18 protein-coding genes are annotated in these 18,202 nt (G+C 44.9%); 3 read left to right on the top strand and 15 right to left on the bottom strand.

Annotation, left to right across the window (positions count from 1 at the left end):
• Positions 1-16 precede the first annotated feature (16 nt).
• From flgK to flgB, 10 genes are all read right to left on the bottom strand, one after another.
• Positions 17-1,990 carry a flagellar hook-associated protein FlgK gene (flgK, locus tag VGD82_RS02695; RefSeq protein WP_331018921.1) on the bottom strand — a complete coding sequence of 658 codons (1,974 nt, stop codon included), beginning with the start codon at positions 1,988-1,990 and terminating at the stop codon, positions 17-19.
• Positions 1,991-2,074: 84 nt separating this feature from the next.
• Complete coding sequence (gene flgJ, locus VGD82_RS02700) at positions 2,075-3,058, bottom strand: flagellar assembly peptidoglycan hydrolase FlgJ (RefSeq protein WP_331018922.1); 984 nt, start codon at positions 3,056-3,058, stop codon at positions 2,075-2,077.
• A 13-nt stretch (positions 3,059-3,071) separates the two neighbouring features.
• On the bottom strand, positions 3,072-4,244 hold the full coding sequence (locus VGD82_RS02705) for a flagellar basal body P-ring protein FlgI (RefSeq protein ID WP_414684452.1): 1,173 nt from the start codon (positions 4,242-4,244) through the stop codon (positions 3,072-3,074).
• 7 nt (positions 4,245-4,251) lie between these two features.
• Positions 4,252-5,034, bottom strand: a complete 783-nt coding sequence (locus tag VGD82_RS02710) for a flagellar basal body L-ring protein FlgH (protein ID WP_331018923.1) — start codon at positions 5,032-5,034, stop codon at positions 4,252-4,254.
• A gap of 120 nt (positions 5,035-5,154) precedes the next feature.
• The gene (flgG, locus tag VGD82_RS02715) at positions 5,155-5,937 is read right to left on the bottom strand and encodes a flagellar basal-body rod protein FlgG (RefSeq protein WP_331018924.1); all 783 of its coding nucleotides are present in this window, start codon (positions 5,935-5,937) and stop codon (positions 5,155-5,157) included.
• 94 nt (positions 5,938-6,031) lie between these two features.
• Positions 6,032-6,772 (bottom strand): flagellar basal-body rod protein FlgF, encoded by a 741-nt coding sequence (flgF, locus tag VGD82_RS02720; protein WP_331018925.1) that lies wholly within the window; start codon positions 6,770-6,772, stop codon positions 6,032-6,034.
• A 27-nt stretch (positions 6,773-6,799) separates the two neighbouring features.
• Positions 6,800-8,050, bottom strand: coding sequence for a flagellar hook protein FlgE (gene flgE / locus VGD82_RS02725; protein WP_331018926.1), 1,251 nt, complete (start codon positions 8,048-8,050; stop codon positions 6,800-6,802).
• Positions 8,051-8,106: 56 nt separating this feature from the next.
• The gene (locus tag VGD82_RS02730; protein ID WP_331018927.1) at positions 8,107-8,781 is read right to left on the bottom strand and encodes a flagellar hook assembly protein FlgD; all 675 of its coding nucleotides are present in this window, start codon (positions 8,779-8,781) and stop codon (positions 8,107-8,109) included.
• Positions 8,782-8,840: 59 nt separating this feature from the next.
• Positions 8,841-9,248 carry a flagellar basal body rod protein FlgC gene (flgC, locus tag VGD82_RS02735; protein ID WP_331018928.1) on the bottom strand — a complete coding sequence of 136 codons (408 nt, stop codon included), beginning with the start codon at positions 9,246-9,248 and terminating at the stop codon, positions 8,841-8,843.
• A gap of 81 nt (positions 9,249-9,329) precedes the next feature.
• Positions 9,330-9,737 (bottom strand): flagellar basal body rod protein FlgB, encoded by a 408-nt coding sequence (flgB, locus tag VGD82_RS02740; protein ID WP_331018929.1) that lies wholly within the window; start codon positions 9,735-9,737, stop codon positions 9,330-9,332.
• A gap of 247 nt (positions 9,738-9,984) precedes the next feature.
• Here flgB and flgA point away from each other — a divergent pair, with 247 nt between their 5' ends.
• The 3 genes from flgA to VGD82_RS02755 all read left to right on the top strand — a co-directional run bounded on the left by flgA (position 9,985) and on the right by VGD82_RS02755 (position 11,761).
• A complete protein-coding gene (gene flgA, locus VGD82_RS02745; RefSeq protein ID WP_331018930.1) occupies positions 9,985-10,782 on the top strand; it encodes a flagellar basal body P-ring formation chaperone FlgA in 798 nt (265 codons plus the stop codon).
• A gap of 159 nt (positions 10,783-10,941) precedes the next feature.
• The gene (gene flgM / locus VGD82_RS02750) at positions 10,942-11,280 is read left to right on the top strand and encodes a flagellar biosynthesis anti-sigma factor FlgM (RefSeq protein WP_331018931.1); all 339 of its coding nucleotides are present in this window, start codon (positions 10,942-10,944) and stop codon (positions 11,278-11,280) included.
• A 7-nt stretch (positions 11,281-11,287) separates the two neighbouring features.
• A complete protein-coding gene (locus VGD82_RS02755; RefSeq protein WP_331018932.1) occupies positions 11,288-11,761 on the top strand; it encodes a flagellar protein FlgN in 474 nt (157 codons plus the stop codon).
• A 139-nt stretch (positions 11,762-11,900) separates the two neighbouring features.
• On the opposite strand, the gene recQ is transcribed toward VGD82_RS02755, so the two are convergent.
• The 5 genes from recQ to guaA all read right to left on the bottom strand — a co-directional run bounded on the left by recQ (position 11,901) and on the right by guaA (position 18,201).
• Complete coding sequence (gene recQ / locus VGD82_RS02760; RefSeq protein WP_331018933.1) at positions 11,901-13,736, bottom strand: DNA helicase RecQ; 1,836 nt, start codon at positions 13,734-13,736, stop codon at positions 11,901-11,903.
• A 39-nt stretch (positions 13,737-13,775) separates the two neighbouring features.
• Positions 13,776-15,371: an ABC-F family ATPase gene (locus VGD82_RS02765; RefSeq protein ID WP_331018934.1), complete on the bottom strand. Its 1,596-nt coding sequence runs from the start codon at positions 15,369-15,371 to the stop codon at positions 13,776-13,778.
• 102 nt (positions 15,372-15,473) lie between these two features.
• Complete coding sequence (locus VGD82_RS02770) at positions 15,474-16,076, bottom strand: nitroreductase family protein (protein WP_331018935.1); 603 nt, start codon at positions 16,074-16,076, stop codon at positions 15,474-15,476.
• Entirely contained in the window at positions 16,073-16,579 is a 507-nt protein-coding gene (locus VGD82_RS02775; RefSeq protein WP_331018936.1) for a GreA/GreB family elongation factor, read from the bottom strand. The genes VGD82_RS02770 and VGD82_RS02775 overlap by 4 nt, the downstream gene beginning before the upstream one ends.
• 14 nt (positions 16,580-16,593) lie before the next feature.
• Positions 16,594-18,201: a glutamine-hydrolyzing GMP synthase gene (guaA, locus tag VGD82_RS02780; protein WP_331018937.1), complete on the bottom strand. Its 1,608-nt coding sequence runs from the start codon at positions 18,199-18,201 to the stop codon at positions 16,594-16,596.
• Between the last annotated feature and the right edge of the window lies 1 nt (position 18,202).

Consider the following 18,202-nt stretch of genomic DNA (forward strand, 5'->3'; position numbering starts at 1 on the left):
CTCCTTAAGCTATTGACTAAGTGCCAAGCTGTAATAGCACATCAAATAGTTGACTCGCAATTTGCATCATTTTCCCTGCAGCTTGATAAGCTTGCTGGTATCGTATTAGATTAGTTGCTTCTTCGTCTAGATTCACACCAGACTCAGATTGAACTGAGGCATTAATTTGCTCCAGTACTTGGCCCTCTGATACGCTTAATATATTGAGTTCACGCGTTTTATTGCCTACGCCGTTGACCATTTGACCAAAAGCCTCTGAATAGCTCTTGTTGCTGGTAATGGTGTCGGCGTTTTGTAACTTGGCTAATAGTAAACCGTTAGTGTTATCACTTGGGCCAGTAGCGCTGCCTGGAGTAATTGTAAATTGGTCACCATTGTTGGGCGTTCCTGAAATCACAAAACTAACACCAGCAGTAGTAATGGTTGCGCCGTTAATAAACGTTACAGGCGCACCTGCTGCATAGGTGACAGACGTGCCATTAGAAGTGACAGTTACTGGTTCTGTTGCAATAAAGCCAGTCAGTGTATTTGGTGCGCCAGCATTGTAAGTAACATTAAATGGGCTGGCGATAGGGCTTGAAGCATATGAACTGCTAGCAACTGGCGTACTGATACTAGCTGAGCCTGTATTGGCAACATTGGTGCTTGAACTCAGTATGCTACCGCCAACTGCAAGCTTTCTGGCATCCGTAATTGCTAGCGTAAGTTTAGTTGCAGCATTTTGTGTCGGTTTAATTAAGAAGTTGTCGCCAGCCAACATAGTGCCTGTAGTTTGGCTAATGGTTAAACCATCTATATTGGCAGGCAGGCTGCTAAAGTTTTGTGTTGTGTTGTCACTCAACCTTGTCACGCTGTAGTTAGTGCCGTCATACATTAGCTTGTAGTCACTGGTGGTTAGCGCTTTGGCGTCTACTATCTTTGCAGCTACTTCTGCTGGAGTTGCATTTGCTGGTGTTGTGGTAGGGCCTGAGTTGTAGGCATTTGAGTTGACTATAGGGTCGGGGATACTAAATAACGCTGACCCAAGGTTACCGTCTAAATCAAAACCCTGCATCAACTGTGAGTTGAATGTATCGCCTAACACAACCGCAATTTGACCTATTTGATTTTGTACAGGATCTAAGGACTCTGCGCGGAATTGCAATAAGCCGCCGATGACGCCACCCGGTAAACTGTTAGTGCCAAGTACCGTTGTTTTATTGTTAGATTGATATGCAACTTCAAGGCGACTAGGGTCGGTGGGCGAGGGAGTTGTCAGGATGTTAAAGGTTTCTTTACCTACAACTAATGGTAAACCGTTACCTACGTATACGTTATAGCCACCTTGTCCTTGAGACACGACAGTAGTTTTGATTTGCTTGCTTAGCTCTAATACCAGTTGATCTCTTTGATCCATTAAGTCGTTAGGTGTGCTACCGTTTGCACTGACTGCTTTTTCGATTACATCGTTTAGCCCAGCAATTTGGGTTGCATAGGTATTAACAAGGCTTACGCTAGATGTCAGCTGGGTGTTAACACTATCGCGGATTTCATTTAAGCGATTGTTGGTAGTCTGGAAGCGGCTCGCGAGCGATTGTGCATATGACAGCATAGACTGGCGAGTAGGAACGTCACTCGGATTTGCACTTAATTTTTGCACTGCACCAAAAAAATCACTCATTGCCGGGTTCAGGCCAGCGGTTGAGTTAGACAGCATATCGTTGATAGATGTCATCTGTGACAGGTAAGTATTAGCGCTGGAGCTGTTTGACTGACTGCGCACGGCCTGTGCCGCTAATATGTCATTAAAAATCCTAGTGACAGAAGCAATTTCAGTACCTTGGCCAACAAAACCATATCCGAAGTTCTGTGATTGCGCTGCAGCTTGTACAACTACTTGTCTTGAGTAGCCTGGTGTAGAGGCGTTGGCGATATTGTGACCAGTCGTGCTGATGCCTACTTGCGCCGCAGCTAGTGCACTTTTTCCGATATTTAAGATGTTAGAGGCCATGTTAGCGACTCACTTTAACTAATTTCATATATTGTATGACGGCATTAAATATTAAAACTTTAGGCCATAGGAGGTGATTAGTTTTTATGATGATGACACTTTTTTAATCACGTTTGTGAGTTTTTCTGCATAATTTGGATCTGTTGCGTAGCCTGCTTTTTGCATGGCTTTTGCGTAGCCTTGCACGTTATCTAAGTTGGCCATTACGTTTTCATAGCGCGGAGTATTACGCATTAGATTGGCAAAGTCTTTAAATGAATCTGCGTAGCTGTCATATGCGCGAAATTTCTCGATGCGCTTTTGTTTAATGCCATTTACGTATTCTGTGGTTACGGCTTCAACCACTTTACCACCCCAGTTACCTGTCGCTTTAATGCCAAATAGGTTGTTACTTGCAGTACCGTCGGTACCTCTAAGCTCACGCTTACCCCATCCGCTTTCTAGTGCCGCTTGACCTAGCATTAAATTTGCAGGGATGCCTGTGACACGGCTTGCGGCCTCGGCATGCTGTGCCATTTTTCTTTGGAAGCTATCTGCACTACTGTCGTCATTCAGTGGTTTAAACTCAGAAGTGTCTTTAGTAGTTCGACCTAAGCGACTTGGGTTTTGTTGCAGTGCTATCTGGGCTTGATTGAGAAACGGGTTGCCGATTAAGTTTTCATTCACTGCAGATTGTTTGTCTGCAGGCTCTATATTGTTATCCACTGCCTGTTCAAGCACACTGTTTGTGCCGTAGCCATTTTTACTTAATTGCCTTGCCAGTACGTCAGCCAAGCCTAAGCCTTTATTGGAGAGATTGCTTGTCAGTTGCTGGTCTAACATGCTGATAAATGTGCGGCTTTGATCGTTATCCAACAAACTATCCTGTGGTGTTGCATCACGCATGCTCTTTAGCATCATGTTCATGAAAATAGCTTCAAATTGCTTAGCTACACCCTTGATTGCCTCAGGTGAGTTTTCTTTTGCTGCCTGTTTCAGGTTGTTTAAGCTGTTTGCATCAATCGCAAGATTACCTGACAAATCTGCTTTGTTTGCGATGCTATTGTTGGTGTTAATGTTGTTGGTCATAGCTTACTGGAGATTAAATGACTTCTAGCTCGGCACGCAGTGAGCCAGCCGCTTTCATTGCCTGCAATATTGCAAGTAAGTCTTGTGGTGTTGCGCCAATAGCATTTAATGCTTTCACCACGTCAGAGAGATTGGCACCGCTATCCAGTTTAACTACTTGGCCTGGATCTTTCTTGATGTCGATTTCAGAACGTGCGGTTGCAACTGTCTGGCCACTCGCTAATGCTCCTGGCTGGCTGATCACCGGGTCTGTATTAATCGTAACGGTTAAATTGCCGTGTGACACTGCGCAGCTTTCAAGCGTCACGGTCTGATTCATTACTACAGAGCCAGTGCGTGCATTGACAATTACTTTAGCATAACTTGCTGCTGGTGCTACGTTTAGGCTCTCCAGCGCTGCTAAAAACGCAACACGGCTATAATTCGCTGGTGGGTTAATTTGAATTACGCGGCCATTTTGTGCCAGTGCAGTATTTTGACCAAATTGGCGATTTACCGCATCAACCACTAATGATGCTGTAGAAAAGTCGGAGTCTTTTAACTCTAGGTTAAATGTGTTGTTTTGGCTGATATTGGACGGAACCGCACGTTCAACTGTGGCGCCTGCTGTAATTCTACCTACACTCAGGTGGTTGACTTGGGTTTGTGCACCATTGGCCGATGCGCCAACCCCGCCCACGACTAAGCTACCTTGTGCCATTGCATAAACTTGGCCATCCGCACCTTTGAGTGGGGTCATCAGCAAAGTACCGCCCCTGAGACTTTTAGCGTTACCCATAGATGACACTGTAACGTCTAAATTTTGGCCAGGCTGGGCGAAGGCAGGCAAGCTGCTAGTGACTATCACTGCGGCTACGTTTTTAAGCTGCAATGATGTGCCCGGAGGCAAATTCACGCCCATTTGCTGCATCATGCTGATAATGCTTTGTACTGTAAATGGTGTTTGTACGGTTTGGTCACCGGTACCATCCAAACCAACCACTAAACCGTAACCGATAAGCTGGTTGGTACGTACCCCCTGAATAGAAGCAAGGTCTTTCAGGCGCTCTGCTTGAGCCACGGTAGCTGTTGTTACGCATAGCGTTGCGCTAATTAGCAGCATGCACGGCAGCATTAAGCGTTTAACGATTTTTTGCAAGCGTAGGGGCTGTATTGTTGAAACATTCATGTTCGATAGTTGTGCCATATGATTTCTACCATGGGCTCACGCTTAAGAAGAAGCGAGCGAAGATTGATGCAACCGCCGCGCCATCAATTTTGCTGTTGGTTCTATATTCGATTCGTGCATCTGCAACTTTTGTTGAAGGAACTGTGTTGCCTAAAGAGATTGTGTCTGGATTAACTACACCAGAGAAGCGAATAAACTCTGTACCTTTATCCAGCGCTACTTGTTTCTCGCCACTCACGACCAAATTGCCGTTTGGCAGCACATCAACAACAGTTGTGGTTAACGAGCCGCTGAATACATTTTTTGCATTGGCAGCAGCATCGTCAGTATATGAGTTATCTGAGCTAGCTGATGCAGAGCCTAGTTTTGCAAATGGTAATCTGGATACTAAGCCGCCAACTACCGGGATGTTATCCCCCAGTTTTGCATTAGTATCAAAGCTGACAGAACCTTGTTTGCTACCCGCGCTGCCATTTGCTTTGGTGGCAGAAGTGTTTTCTGTAATATTTATCGTCACAATGTCGCCGATAAAACGTGGGCGGTGGTCTTCAAACATTGGGCGATACGATGCGGCGTTATATATACCACCATTATTATTTGCTGGAGCGCCGATTGATGGCGCTCTGGCTGTAGTTGGCTGGTTAACGATAGAGGTGGGGGTTACTGCACAACCGTAGAGTAGTGTTGCAGCAATGATTGTGGCAACACTACGGCTAAATTTTCTGTGTACAGTCACTAGGTATGTTTTTGTATTCACTACCGGTTTGATTGTCGTATTTAGCAATTTACCTTGCGTGGTATTCAGCATGATTGCCTCTTGATGTTCTGACAATAAAACCTTAAAAATGCATCTTTGTATATGTTGGTTTGTATATATGCTTTTTTAAAGTTTGTTAAGTTATCCCTTAATTTTATCACCAGTTTAAGCTTACATCTGTGTTAGTTTCTGCAACATTTGGTCTGATGTAGTAATTGCTTTACTGTTAATTTCGTAAGCACGTTGTGTTTGAATCATATTCACTAACTCTTCTACCACATTTACGTTTGATGTTTCTACAAAACCTTGCGTGAGTAAGCCAGCGCCGTTGGTGCCTGGTGTATTGGCGTTAGCGGTGCCTGATGCAGCGGTTTCAACGTATAAATTTTCACCGTTGCCTTGTAAGCCGGCCGGATTGATAAAAGTTGATAGTTGTAATTGCCCGATTTGGGTCACAGCTGTAGAGCCAGCTAGTGTGACTGATACTGTGCCATCACGGCCAACCGTCAGTGTTTGTGCGTTGGTTGGTACGGTAATCGGTGGTTGTACAGAAAATCCGCTAGAAGTTACTAACTGGCCTTGAAAATCTACTTGGAACGCACCGTCTCTTGTGTAAGCCGTTGTGCCATCTGGCAGCAAAACCTGAAAGAAACCCGCGCCTTGAATAGCTACGTCTTTATCGTTACCAGTTTGCTGTAAATTACCTTGCGTAAAAATACGCTCAGTGGCCACAGGCCTAACACCAGTACCTAATTGTAGGCCAGAAGGTAGCTGTGTTTGTTGGGATGTTTGTGCGCCAGGCTGCCTGATGGTTTGATATAACAGGTCTTCAAACACTGCGCGTGATCTTTTAAAGCCGTTGGTGCTAACGTTGGCCAAGTTATTTGAGATCACGTCCATTTGCGTCTGTTGAGCATCTAGACCAGTTTTAGATATCCATAGTGAGCGTATCATTTTGTTTCCCTTTAATCACAGCTAATAGTTAACTGCTTTTGCCTAAAGTGTACTGATAGATTGTTACAATAATTTCATCATAACCGATATACGGTTAAGTCAATTGCAGGAGTTGACTTGCTTTATTGGCGTTATTCTCAGCAGTTTGAATTAACTTCATTTGTGTTTCGAACTGTCTAGCCAGGCTAATCATAGTGACCATGGCATCCACTACGTTTACATTGCTGCTTTCTAACGCACCTTGCACTACGCTGACATTTGCGTCTGCGGTGGCAGGTTTACCATCTTTGGTGGTAAATAAACCATCGTCAGCCCGCACTAGGTTTGCCTGCGGCGGGTTAACTAATTTAATACGGCCAATAATGTTGGACGGGCCGGGCAGGGTTAAATTGTTCACGGTAGAAACCGTGCCGTCTTTACCGATACTCACAGCCACGTCAGGTGGAATCGTGATTGGGCCACCATCACCCATGATGGTGAGGCCTGTTGCCGTTTGCAGAAGGCCGTTAGGGCTGGTTTTTAGCGAGCCGTTACGTGTGTAGGCTTCTGAGCCGTCTGCACGTTGTACCGTAAGCCAGCCATCACCTTTTACTGCAATATCTAGGCTGCGATTAGTTGATTGAATCGCCCCTGAGTTAAAGTCGCTACCGCTGGTTGCATCCACTACAAAAGCGCGTGTGGGTAAGCCTTCACCCAGCACAGGTACTGCTCGGAACGAGTCTATCTGTGATTTAAAACCAGTAGACGTAGCATTGGCCAGATTGTGGCTGGTGGTTGCTTGTTTCTCGAGGATATGTTTCGCACCTGTCATTGCGGTGTATATCATGCGATCCATTGCGGAGCTCCCTTTAGCGGCTAACTATTAACGAAGGTTAACTAGCGTTTGTAAGACCTGATCTTGCGTTTTAATGGTCTGTGCATTCGCCTGGTAAACACGCTGCGCTGTAATCATATTCACAAGTTCAGCGGTTAAGTCCACGTTGGAGTCTTCTACTGCAGATGACTGCAGCACGCCTAATAAGCCGCTGCCAGGTGCACCTGTTAATGCCGGACCAGAACTGGCGCTGACCGCCCATGCGTTACCACCTAATGATTGCAAACCATTTGGGTTGGTAAAGCTTGATAGCACCACTCGACCTAAGTTTTTAGATTGACCATTGCTGTAACGGCCAACGATAGTGCCATCGCTTGATGTGTTGAAACCTGATAAACGACCAGATGTAAATCCATCTTGCGATAAGCTGTTGATACTAAATGCTGAGCCAAACTGTGTACTCTTAGAGTAGTCGATTGTCGTGGTAACGTTAGCCGCACCGTTGGCAACTGCAGGTGTTGCACTGTTTAATGGTGTAAATGTGACAGAAGGTAATGCTGGCACGATAGTTGGAGAAACGCCAGTGCCTGTAAAGGTCATCACTGCGGTAGTCGCAGGTAGTGCTGGCGTAGATACGCCGTCTACCGTTGTGTAAACATTCCAAGTATTTGCTGCAGTTTTACGGAAGAAGTTTTGTAGAGTATGTGAGTTACCTAAACTGTCATAAACCGTAACTGCTGTTGAACTGTTATAAGTGGTCGGGTCGGTTGGGTCAAAGGCAGGCGCAGCAGGCAAAGGGTTGTTTCTAGAGTCAAGGTTAATTGTGCCTTCAATCTCTGTAGTAGCAACTGGTTGAATATCTGCAGTATTGATTTGTAAGTCAACAGCGGCGCCGCTTAAGATGTTGCCGTTAGTATCCGCAGCGTAACCAGTTAATCGTTTGCTGGCAGAGTCTACAATATAGCCAAATTTATCTAATTGAAATTGGCCATTACGCGTATAGGTAACAGCACCGTTTGATGACATGCGGAAAAAGCCATTGCCATTAATTGCAATATCTAGGGAGTTGTTAGTAGATGTAATGTTGCCCTGAGTGAATTGCTGAGCTACGGTAGCTAAGTTAGTACCAATACCAATCTGGCTTCCGCCACCACCGGTAATGGAGTTCGCAAAAACATCGGCAAACTCCGCTCTAGACTGTTTAAAGCCTACAGTGTTTGCATTTGATACGTTGTTGCCAATGACTTCTAACTGTTTAGAAGCTGCGTTAAGACCGCTTAAACCTTGTTGAAAACTCATGCTATTCTCCTTGGAGCTAAATTATTTATTTGCTAACGCTTAAATGTATGTGGGGCTTAAAAAATTTCTTTTACTGCGCTAGTATCAACCGTCATTAAGTTGCTCAAATTCAGCTTAACGCCTGTTGGATAGTTGGAAATGCTTAACACTTTTGCAAAACTTAAAGCGGTCGACTCGGCTACGTTGGTACCTATGGTCGCGGCTACTTCAAATTTATAGTTGCCGGTTGCTGCAACAGTGCCATCATCTTTAAAGCCATCCCATGTTAGCGGTACAGTGCCAGCGTCTTGTTTGCCTAAATCTATGGTTCTGACAGTAGCGCCTGCGCTGTCTTTAATGTTTACTGTCACTTTGTCTGCGCCGATAGGTAGTTCCACCCCAAAATAACCACCTTCACCAGCGGTTTGAATTGTATTGCCAGGGGTGAGAATGCTGCGACCTATCATGCTTGAAGCTTGGTATGACTGCCCTAATTGCACATTGCTGATTAATGTTTCCAATGTGTTGTTCAGTTTGTCGATGCCAGTTACGGTAGAAAGCTGTGCCATTTGGCTGGTTACTTGCGCATTATCCATTGGATTAAGCGGGTCTTGGTTCCTCATTTGAGTAACGAGCAACTTCATAAAACGATCTTGAGCATCATTTACTGATGTTGTAGTCGCGCTCTGCTTGTTATTCACAGCGTCTAACAAGGCTTGTGATGCGGTATTGGTGGTGTTTACGGTTGTCATTTAGAGGCTCCTAGTTTGATGTGCTTGATTTGGCGTCGTTTCATTCGATTGCTGAATGATTATCCTTGGCCTATAGTCAGCGTTTTCATCAACATCGTTTTTGTTGCATTCATAGTTTCTACATTGTTTTGGTAAGCACGTGAAGCAGAAATCATATTTACCATTTCTTCGGTAACATTTACATTGGGCATACTTACATAGCCTTTGTCATTGGCTAATGGGTGCTTAGGGTCGTATATCATTCTGGGCGCTGAGTTGTCTTCAACTACTTTTGTTACCTTGACGCCACTTACATCAGGCGATTTGCTAGGCATTGCGCTAAAAACCACTTGTTTTGATTTATAAGGAGTGCCATTGGCGCTAGTTGCGCTATCTGCATTTGCAAGATTACTGGCTACGGTGTTTAGGCGCTGCGCTTGTGCGCTCATCGCTGAACCAGAAATATTAAACACATTGAATAATGACATCGATTTCTCCTTAAACTTTTACCGGGCTAACTACCTGCTCAGCTTACTTGTTGCATCTGCACTAGCAATAAGCCCTGATGCTTACTGCCCTTGAATAGCTGCGAGCATTTTTTTGAGCTGCCCGTTAATCATGATAATACTCGCTTCGTAGCGAATTGCGTTATCTGCAAACTGATTACGCTCCACATCCATATCTACCGTATTGCCATCAACGCTGCCTTGAACAATCGGTCTAAACATGGCACCTCCACCAATGCTGGACGGGATGCCATCCAAGTGCTTGTCTGATGTTTTATTAGTGTTGAAAGCTTCTTTGTTTGCTACGCCAGCCATCGCGCTTTTCATAGCGCTGCTAAAGTCTAAATCACGTGCTTTGTAATTGGGTGTATCAGCATTGGCAATATTTGCGGCAATCAGTTCCTGGCGCTGACCACGCACCCTAAGAGCATTTTGGTGAAAGCTTAAAGCCGCATCTAATTTATTAATCATGATCGTTTCCCTTGCTAGCTGCTTAAGTTGATGACTTTTAATGTAGTAGGATTTACTTAATTAAAAGCCTAAAAACAAAAGAAAATACTTTTATTGCCGATAACATACTTGTTAGCAATTCTAATGATTAAGCACTAACTTTGATTGAATAAGAAGAAGGGTATTTATTGCCCTTTTCTTGGTTTTGCTAGACAGCTGCGTCCGTAGAATGCATGTTGAATCTTTGTATGCTGCATAGGAATTCAGTATGCCTAATGTTAAGTATCGTTTACCGTTGCAATTCTTTGCAAATATAAGCTTGAAAGTGTGCATGAGAAGTGCTCAGTTAAATTATCTGATGGTGCTAACTATTTTGGTGTTAGGCGCAAGCAATACACTAAATGCGGCTACAAATCAGGCGGCACTGAATAAACAGTATCCTAAGCAGGATTTGTCGTTATTGAACACAAAAGTGGTTGAGTTTTTGCAAACGCAAACAGTAGGGTACCCTGGTAAAGTTACGGTACAGGCTGGTGCTATTGACCCTAATTTGAAATTAACGCAATGTCAGGATGTTCAAGTTTTTCTACCCTCTGGTAGTCGGCCTTGGGGTAAAACCAGTGTTGGTATCCGTTGTGGTACGCCTAGTGCTTGGACCATCTACGCACAAGCTACCGTTAATGTGGTGGCGCAATATCTGGTTGCAGCGCTGCCGCTGGCGCAGGGCAGGGTTGTTACACCTGAAGATTTGTTGTTTCAGACTGGAGACTTAACCCAGTTGCCTGCCGGCATATTTACCGATGTAGCGCAAGCGCAAGGGCGTATTGTGAATATATCGATGAGTGCGGGCACGGTACTCAGGCAAGAGATGTTAAAGGTTTCACCTGTCGTGCAGCAAGGGCAAACTGTGATGATTACCTCGTCGGGTAAAGGCTTCCGTGTTTCTGCTGAAGGTAAAGCAATGGCTAAGGCAAATGAAGGTCAAGTTGTGCAAGTTAAAGTGGCTAGCGGGCAAGTGGTTAGCGGGATTGCACGTCAAGGCGGGCAAGTTGAAGTCGTTTTTTAACGTATTGTTATTATCGCTAGTGAGTTGCTCGTTTTTAATTATGTATAAACATTGTTTTATTTTAGGCAAAAGGCTAAAGTTCGCTTAAACTATGCCGATATTTGCATTAAGGATGCGTGTATATGCATTTAAGCAGGTTAGCAAAAAGGATGAAATGCCATGAAAATCAATGAGACAATTAAAAACGCTGCTGGGCTTGGCCTTGATAAAGCCAGTATCGAAAAAGCAAATGCTGCAAAAGTTGAGGCCGATGCTAAGCAAAAAACTGGAAAGTCAGCATCAAGTGAGAGCGCGTCAGGTAATGTGACGTTATCACCACTATCAGCTAAATTACAAACTTTAGAAACTAAAGTAAAAGCAAGTAATGTGTATGATGCTGAAAAAGTGGATGCAATTAAATCAGCCATTGCTGGCGGTCAGTTTTCAGTAAATTCAGAAAAAGTGGCTGAAGGCCTGATTGAAACTGTAAAAGATTTACTCACCAGCCGTTTCGCTTAACAAAATTATGGTTAATACATCTTCCAACCAGCCTGTTAACTTTACGCAAGATACTCAGCTGGTGGCCGAGTTGATCGCTTTGCTGGAGCGTGAGCAATCGCATCTGGTAAAAGCAGATGTGGCTGCAATTGAAGCAATTCTGGAAGAAAAATCATTACTGTTGCAGCGTTTAAATCTTGCTGCAAAAGCACGCTATCAACTCTTGCAGGGTAATGGCTTTCAGTCTAATGAGTCTGGCATGACTGCTTGGGTAGAAAAACAAGCTAAAAAAGAAATTAAGGCTGCTTGGGTAAACTTCCAGAAGTCTCTTGCTCAAGCCAAAGAACTTAATAGGCTTAATGGCGTATTGATTAGCAAGCACTTTAATCGTAATCAAGAGCTACTGAATCATCTGCAAGGTAATAATGATGCCAATGCAGTTTATGGTCCTGATGGCCAGGCTAAACCCAAGGGGCCTTCGCGTTCTGGTTTAATCGTATAGTTTTACGTCTATCTCATCCACTAGCTTTAATTGCATGGATATTTTCTCTAGTTAATCTAAATTCAGTTTAACTTCAGCGTTATTTATAATCACTTATTTAGTTTTTTGCTGATTGTTGGCATCACTAGCCGCTATTATTCTAGCCTTCTAATACCTCTAAAAATGCATCGCCGTAGCGAGTCAGTTTGGCTTGGCCAATACCGCTAATCTTGCCCATCTCGGTGAGACTCCCTGGCCGATGATTTAAAATCTCAAGCAGGGTGCTGTCGTGAAAAATCAGGTAGGGTGGTACACCTTGCTCTTTTGCCAGCTCAGTACGTTTGGCTTTGAGCGCTTGCCACAGCGGGTCGTCTGCCACACCGGCATAAGCTTCTTTAACACGGGCGCTACGCTCAACTTTACTCACGCGTTTAGGTGCTTCCTGATCTTGGCGTAGCCATACCATTACTTCACTGCGTAGTACTGGGCGTGCAGCCTCGGTGAGGCGTAGCCCGCCAAATGCATCCATGTCGGTTTCCAAGTAGCCACTAGCAACTAATTGCCTGAACACGCTGCTCCATTGTGTTTGTGATAAGTCTTTGCCTATGCCAAAAGTGCTTAATTCCTGATGGTTAAACTGGATGACTTTAGGGCTGGGCTTTCCTAGCAGCACGTCAATTAAATGAACTACGCCAAATCTTTGCCCGGTGCGATACACGCAAGATAATGCCATTTGTGCTGCCTGGGTGCCGTCCCAAGTGTCTGTGGGCGTAAGGCAGTTATCACATTGCCCGCAGTCGCCGGGGTGCTGCTCTCCAAAGTAACGCAAGATAGTTTGATGGCGGCATGCGGTTGATTCGCAAAAGCCTAGCAGCGCATCCAGTTTTTGCCGTTCCACATGCTGACGTTCGGCTGGTGCGTCGCTATTTTCCAGCATTTGTTTCATGCTGACTACATCACCTAAGCCATAAGTCATCCATGCATTGGCTGGCAGGCCATCTCTGCCGGCACGGCCTGTTTCTTGGTAGTAACCTTCCATGCTCTTGGGTAAGTCTAGGTGTGCCACAAAGCGTACATTGGGTTTATCTATGCCCATGCCAAAGGCAACTGTAGCCACCATAATCACACCTTCTTCACGTAAAAATCGCTTTTGATTAGTGTTGCGTATATCTGCATCAAGTCCAGCGTGGTAGGGCAGGGCATCCCAGCCTTTTGCCTTAAGCCACTCTGCGGTTTCTTCTACTTTGCGGCGTGATAGGCAGTAAATGATGCCAGCGTCATTGGGGTGTTCAGATTCAATAAACGCCTCTAATTGCTGGCGTGCATTTGATTTAGCAAGCACCCGATATTTAATATTGGGGCGATCAAAGCTGGAGATGAATTGGCGTGCTTTTTCAAGCGCTAACCGTTCGATGATTTCGGCTCTGGTAGGTGCGTCAGCCGTTGCTGTGAGTGCAATTCTCGGCACGCGCGGGAAGCGCTCATGCAGCACGGTGAGTTTTCGGTACTCTGGCCTGAAATCATGACCCCATTGAGAAACGCAATGCGCCTCATCAATCGCAAATAGCGCGATGCCGATGCTGTCTTCAATTTGCTCTAATAGCGTAAGAAAGTTCGGCATAAGCAAGCGCTCTGGCGCAACGTACACCACTTGTAAATCACCGCGCAGCAAGGCGGCAGTAACCTCGCTAAAGGCATCACTATTTAAGCTGGAGTTTAGAAAGGCCGCTTTTACCCCAAGTTGCTTGAGTGCATCCACTTGGTCTTGCATTAGCGCGATAAGTGGTGACACCACAACGCCAACACCTTTACGTAACAGGGCTGGCAATTGATAACACAGCGACTTGCCGCCACCAGTTGGCATCAAGACCAGTGCGTCGCCGCCTCCAACCACATGTTCAACAATATCCTGTTGCTCACCACGAAAGGAGCTGTAACCAAATACGTCCTGTAGGCAGGCTTGGGCAGTTAAATGGCGTACCGATGAGTTTAGCAATTTAACTGCGCCGACGATTGGAAGATTAAGGCTAGGATGTTATTCAACACCTTGGCTTAACAGGTAGTCTTCATAGTTGCCAGTAAAGTCTACAATGCCATCCGCTTTAATTTCGATGATTCGTGTGGCGATTGAACTTACAAACTCACGGTCATGGCTGACAAAGAATAAGGTGCCTTTATATTTGTCCAGCGCTGTGTTCAGTGCCTCGATAGATTCCATATCCATATGGTTGGTAGGTTCATCCATCAGCAATACATTGGTTTTACCTAGCATTAATTTGCCATACAGCATACGGCCCTTTTCACCGCCAGAAAGTACTTTCACAGATTTTTTGGTGTCGTCACCAGAGAACAGTAGGCGACCTAGCATGCTGCGTACGGTTTGGTCATCATCACCTTGCTGAGTGAATTTGCTCATCCATTCGAACAGTTCATCACCATCTTCAAATTCGTATTCATGGTCTTGTGCGAAATAGCCGATTTTTGCTTTTTCAGCCCATTTTACTTCACCATGTTTAGGTTCTAAGTCACCAGCCAGGCAACGCAAGAACGTTGTTTTACCAATGCCGTTCTCACCAATAATCGCTACTTTTTCACCGGCTTCAAACATTAGGTCGATATCGTTGAACAGAGGACGATCAAAGCCGTGGCTTAGCTTTTTCAACTCAACTGCATTACGATGCAGTTTCTCACGCTCATCATATTCAAAGCGAATAAACGGATATTGGCGTGAAGAAGGCTTAAATTCTTCAATTTTGATTTTATCAATCTGCTTAGCACGACTGGTTGCCTGTTTCGCTTTGGAAGCGTTTGCAGAGAAGCGGCGCACGAAGTCTTGTAAATCAGCAATTTGCTGTTTAGCTTTTGCATTATCTTTTGCCTGCTGAGCACGTGCAGCGGTGCTGGCTTCCATGTAGTCATCATAGTTGCCTGGATATACGGCAATTTTACCGTAGTCCATGTCACAGGTATGGGTACATACTTGGTTTAAAAAGTGGCGGTCATGAGAAATAATAATCATGGTGCAGTTGCGGTTATTCAATACGTCCTCTAACCAGCGGATGGTGTTGATGTCCAAGTTGTTGGTTGGCTCATCCAGCAGTAGGATATCTGGGTTAGCAAACAAGGCTTGAACTAATAGTACGCGCAGTTTCCAGCCAGGCGCCACGGCGCTCATTGGGCCATTGTGTTGTTCAATTGGAATACCAACACCAAGTAATAACTCGCCAGCACGTGCTTCAGCAGTGTAGCCGTCAAATTCAGCAAATACAGCCTCTAATTCAGCTGCGCGCATGTAATCATCTTCAGTGGCTTCTAAGTTAGCGTAGATTGCATTTTTTTCTACGTTAGCTTTCCACATTTGTTCGTGGCCCATCATCACAACATCAAGCACGCGTTGGTCTTCGTAAGCGAACTGATCTTGGCGCAAAAAAGCCATGCGCTCATTGTTATCTAGCGAGATATTGCCTGAGGTAGGCTCTAAAACTTTAGCTAGAATTTTCATATAGGTTGATTTTCCGCAACCGTTCGCACCAATTAAACCATAGCGATTACCGTCGCCAAATTTAACTGAGATGTTTTCAAAGAGTGGCTTTGCGCCGAACTGCATCGTGATATTGTTAGAAATTAACAAAATTTAGACCTTAAAAATAAATTAATTACAAAAGATAGTGCGTTATATGTGCTTAATGCTTAGCCTCTACGTTGTAAGTGGGTACTAAGCATTACGCAATATTTAAAATTGATTATAAATAACCACTTCATCCATAGGCAGTTGGCCGCCGCGTGGCATAGCTTCTTTTAGTGCTTTGCCAACTACAACAAACATCGCTGGGATATGGTCGTCAGGCAGGTTTAACAGTTGCGCTACTGCATCAAAATCAAACCCATCCATTGGGCAGGTATCGTAGCCCATTTCTTTTGCTGCGAGCATGATGGTTGTTGCTGCCATTCCGCATGAGCGCATGGCTTCATCACGTTGTACTTGTGAGTTACCATCGTAATATTGACCAATGGCAGGCACTAAAAAGTCTTGCACAGGCTTTGCTGCGTTAGACCAGTAGCGCTCAGGCTGTTTTGCCCATGCGTTTAAATCTGCAGTCAGTACAATAAGCAGTGACGCTTCTTCAACTTGCGCTTGATTCCAACTCACACTACGAATTTTTTGACGTAGTGTAGGTTCTGTCACTACGACAAACCGCCAGTTTTGAATATTAAATGCGGTTGGAGAAAGGATTGCTAGTGACATGAGTTTAGAAATTTCTTCTTCACTCATTTTGTGTTGTGGGTCGTACGCTTTAATTGAGCGTCGTTCGATAATGGCTTGACTTACTTTCATGATTGATAATGAATGTCCAGAATTTCTAAATTGATATTACCTGCTGGGCGCTGCCAAGTTACAGTGTCACCAATTTTTTGCCCTAGCAATGATTTTGCAAGTGGTGAAACCCAGCTGACCTTGTTGATGCTTGCGTTTGCTTCATCTTCGCCTACGATATGAAACGTATGCTGAGTGCCTGCATCATCTTGTACTTCAATTGTTGCGCCAAATAATACGGTTTCATGGCTCTGCTTGGTTGGGTCTACCAATATCGCAGAATCCAACCTAGCGCGCACGTAACGCAGGTCTCGTTCGATTTCTGCCACTTTATCTTTTGAAAACGTATTTTCTGCGGTTAGTTTTAGGTGATTAAGCTCCGCGATGAGTGACTCTTCCAATGTTTGCAATTCAAGTGCACCGGTAGGTGTCACGTAATTAGGATGCTCACTAATTGGACGTTCAACAAGCTCTTTTCCATTAGCTTGTTCAAATCTTTCTTCGTTAACGAATGCGCGGCTCATAATCAGACCTCCTGTTATTCCCACTCGATGGTTGCTGGCGGCTTGCCAGAAACATCATAAACAACACGGTTAATACCACGAACCTCATTGATAATGCGGTTTGAAACACGGCCTAATAATGCGTATGGCAGTTCTGCCCAGTGCGCGGTCATAAAGTCGCTTGTAATGACAGCGCGCAAAGCAACCACGTAATCGTATGTACGGCCATCACCCATCACACCTACGGACTTAACTGGTAAGAACACGGTGAAAGCCTGGCTTGTTAATTCATACCAAGTTTTGCCTGTTGCTTCATCTTTAGTGTTACGTAGCTCTTCAATAAAAATTGCATCTGCACGGCGCAGTAAATCAGCATATTCCTGTTTGATTTCGCCTAAAATCCGCACACCTAGACCTGGGCCCGGGAAAGGGTGGCGATAAACCATATCAGAAGGTAAGCCTAGTGCTACACCAAGCTCACGCACTTCATCTTTAAATAAGTCGCGTAGCGGTTCTAGTAGTTTAAGACCTAATTGCTCAGGCAGTCCGCCTACATTATGGTGGCTCTTAATTGTGACCGCCTTTTTAGATTTGGCACCGCCTGATTCAATCACGTCCGGATAAATCGTACCTTGTGCCAAGAACGTTGCACCTTTGTGTCCGCCTGTGCCAGCCTTGAGCTTCGCGGCTTCAGCCTTAAATACCTCTACAAACTCACGGCCGATGATTTTACGTTTAGCTTCAGGGTCGCTCACACCATTTAGATGCGCCATAAATTGATTTGTTGCATCCACGCGGATAACATTGACATGTAAGCGCCCTGCAAACATATCCATCACCAAATCACCTTCATTTAAGCGTAGCAAACCGTGGTCTACGAATACACAGGTGAGTTGGTCGCCAATCGCACGGTGTATCAGTGCCGCTGCAACGCTAGAATCAACACCGCCTGATAAGCCTAAAATAACCTCTTCATCGCCAACTTGGGCTTTGATCTTGGCAACCGCTTCTGAAATATAGTCGCCCATAATCCAGTCAGGTTTTGCGCCGCAAATCTCAAGCACAAAGCGATTAAGCATGGCCTGGCCTTGTTTGGTATGCGTTACTTCTGGGTGAAACTGTACTGCGTAAAATTTGCGGGTTTCATCAGCCATCGCCGCAATAGGCGTAGTGTCGTTACTTGCAATTACTTTAAAGCCAGATGGCAGTTCTGTTACTTTATCGCCATGACTCATCCATACGTCAATCAGGCCGTGTCCTTCAGCATTTGTGCTGTCCTGAATGTCGCGGAATAGGGCAGAGTGACCACGTGCTCGTACTTGAGCATAACCGAACTCGCGTTTGTGACCAGCTTCTACTTTGCCACCCAATTGTTGTGCCATGGTTTGCATGCCATAGCAAATGCCTAAGACAGGCACGCCAAGTTCAAATGCAGCTTGTGGGGCTTTATCTGTTTCCTCTTCATACACGCTTGCATGGCTACCAGAAAGAATGATGCCATCAGCGCCAAAGTTACGTACAAAGTCATCGGAGACATCGCATGGGTGAATTTCACAATAAACATGTGCTTCACGCACGCGGCGAGCGATAAGTTGAGTAACTTGAGAGCCAAAGTCGAGGATTAAAATTTTGGAATGAGTCATT

Origin of the sequence: Methylotenera sp. (assembly GCF_036401095.1) — a bacterium.
Classification (GTDB): Bacteria; Pseudomonadota; Gammaproteobacteria; order Burkholderiales; family Methylophilaceae; genus Methylotenera.

What these genes read in the sequence shown, in the direction of transcription:
- flgK (WP_331018921.1), bottom strand. Translation starts at nt 1,990, where the DNA reads ATGGCCTCTAACATCTTAAATATCGGAAAAAGTGCACTAGCTGCGGCG.
- flgJ (WP_331018922.1), bottom strand. Translation starts at nt 3,058, where the DNA reads ATGACCAACAACATTAACACCAACAATAGCATCGCAAACAAAGCAGAT.
- VGD82_RS02705 (WP_414684452.1), bottom strand. Translation starts at nt 4,244, where the DNA reads ATGGCACAACTATCGAACATGAATGTTTCAACAATACAGCCCCTACGC.
- VGD82_RS02710 (WP_331018923.1), bottom strand. Translation starts at nt 5,034, where the DNA reads ATGCTGAATACCACGCAAGGTAAATTGCTAAATACGACAATCAAACCG.
- flgG (WP_331018924.1), bottom strand. Translation starts at nt 5,937, where the DNA reads ATGATACGCTCACTATGGATATCTAAAACTGGTCTAGATGCTCAACAG.
- flgF (WP_331018925.1), bottom strand. Translation starts at nt 6,772, where the DNA reads ATGGATCGCATGATATACACCGCAATGACAGGTGCGAAACATATCCTC.
- flgE (WP_331018926.1), bottom strand. Translation starts at nt 8,050, where the DNA reads ATGAGTTTTCAACAAGGTTTAAGCGGTCTTAACGCAGCTTCTAAACAG.
- VGD82_RS02730 (WP_331018927.1), bottom strand. Translation starts at nt 8,781, where the DNA reads ATGACAACCGTAAACACCACCAATACCGCATCACAAGCCTTGTTAGAC.
- flgC (WP_331018928.1), bottom strand. Translation starts at nt 9,248, where the DNA reads ATGTCATTATTCAATGTGTTTAATATTTCTGGTTCAGCGATGAGCGCA.
- flgB (WP_331018929.1), bottom strand. Translation starts at nt 9,737, where the DNA reads ATGATTAATAAATTAGATGCGGCTTTAAGCTTTCACCAAAATGCTCTT.
- flgA (WP_331018930.1), top strand. Translation starts at nt 9,985, where the DNA reads ATGCCTAATGTTAAGTATCGTTTACCGTTGCAATTCTTTGCAAATATA.
- flgM (WP_331018931.1), top strand. Translation starts at nt 10,942, where the DNA reads ATGAAAATCAATGAGACAATTAAAAACGCTGCTGGGCTTGGCCTTGAT.
- VGD82_RS02755 (WP_331018932.1), top strand. Translation starts at nt 11,288, where the DNA reads ATGGTTAATACATCTTCCAACCAGCCTGTTAACTTTACGCAAGATACT.
- VGD82_RS02770 (WP_331018935.1), bottom strand. Translation starts at nt 16,076, where the DNA reads ATGAAAGTAAGTCAAGCCATTATCGAACGACGCTCAATTAAAGCGTAC.
- VGD82_RS02775 (WP_331018936.1), bottom strand. Translation starts at nt 16,579, where the DNA reads ATGAGCCGCGCATTCGTTAACGAAGAAAGATTTGAACAAGCTAATGGA.
- guaA (WP_331018937.1), bottom strand. Translation starts at nt 18,201, where the DNA reads ATGACTCATTCCAAAATTTTAATCCTCGACTTTGGCTCTCAAGTTACT.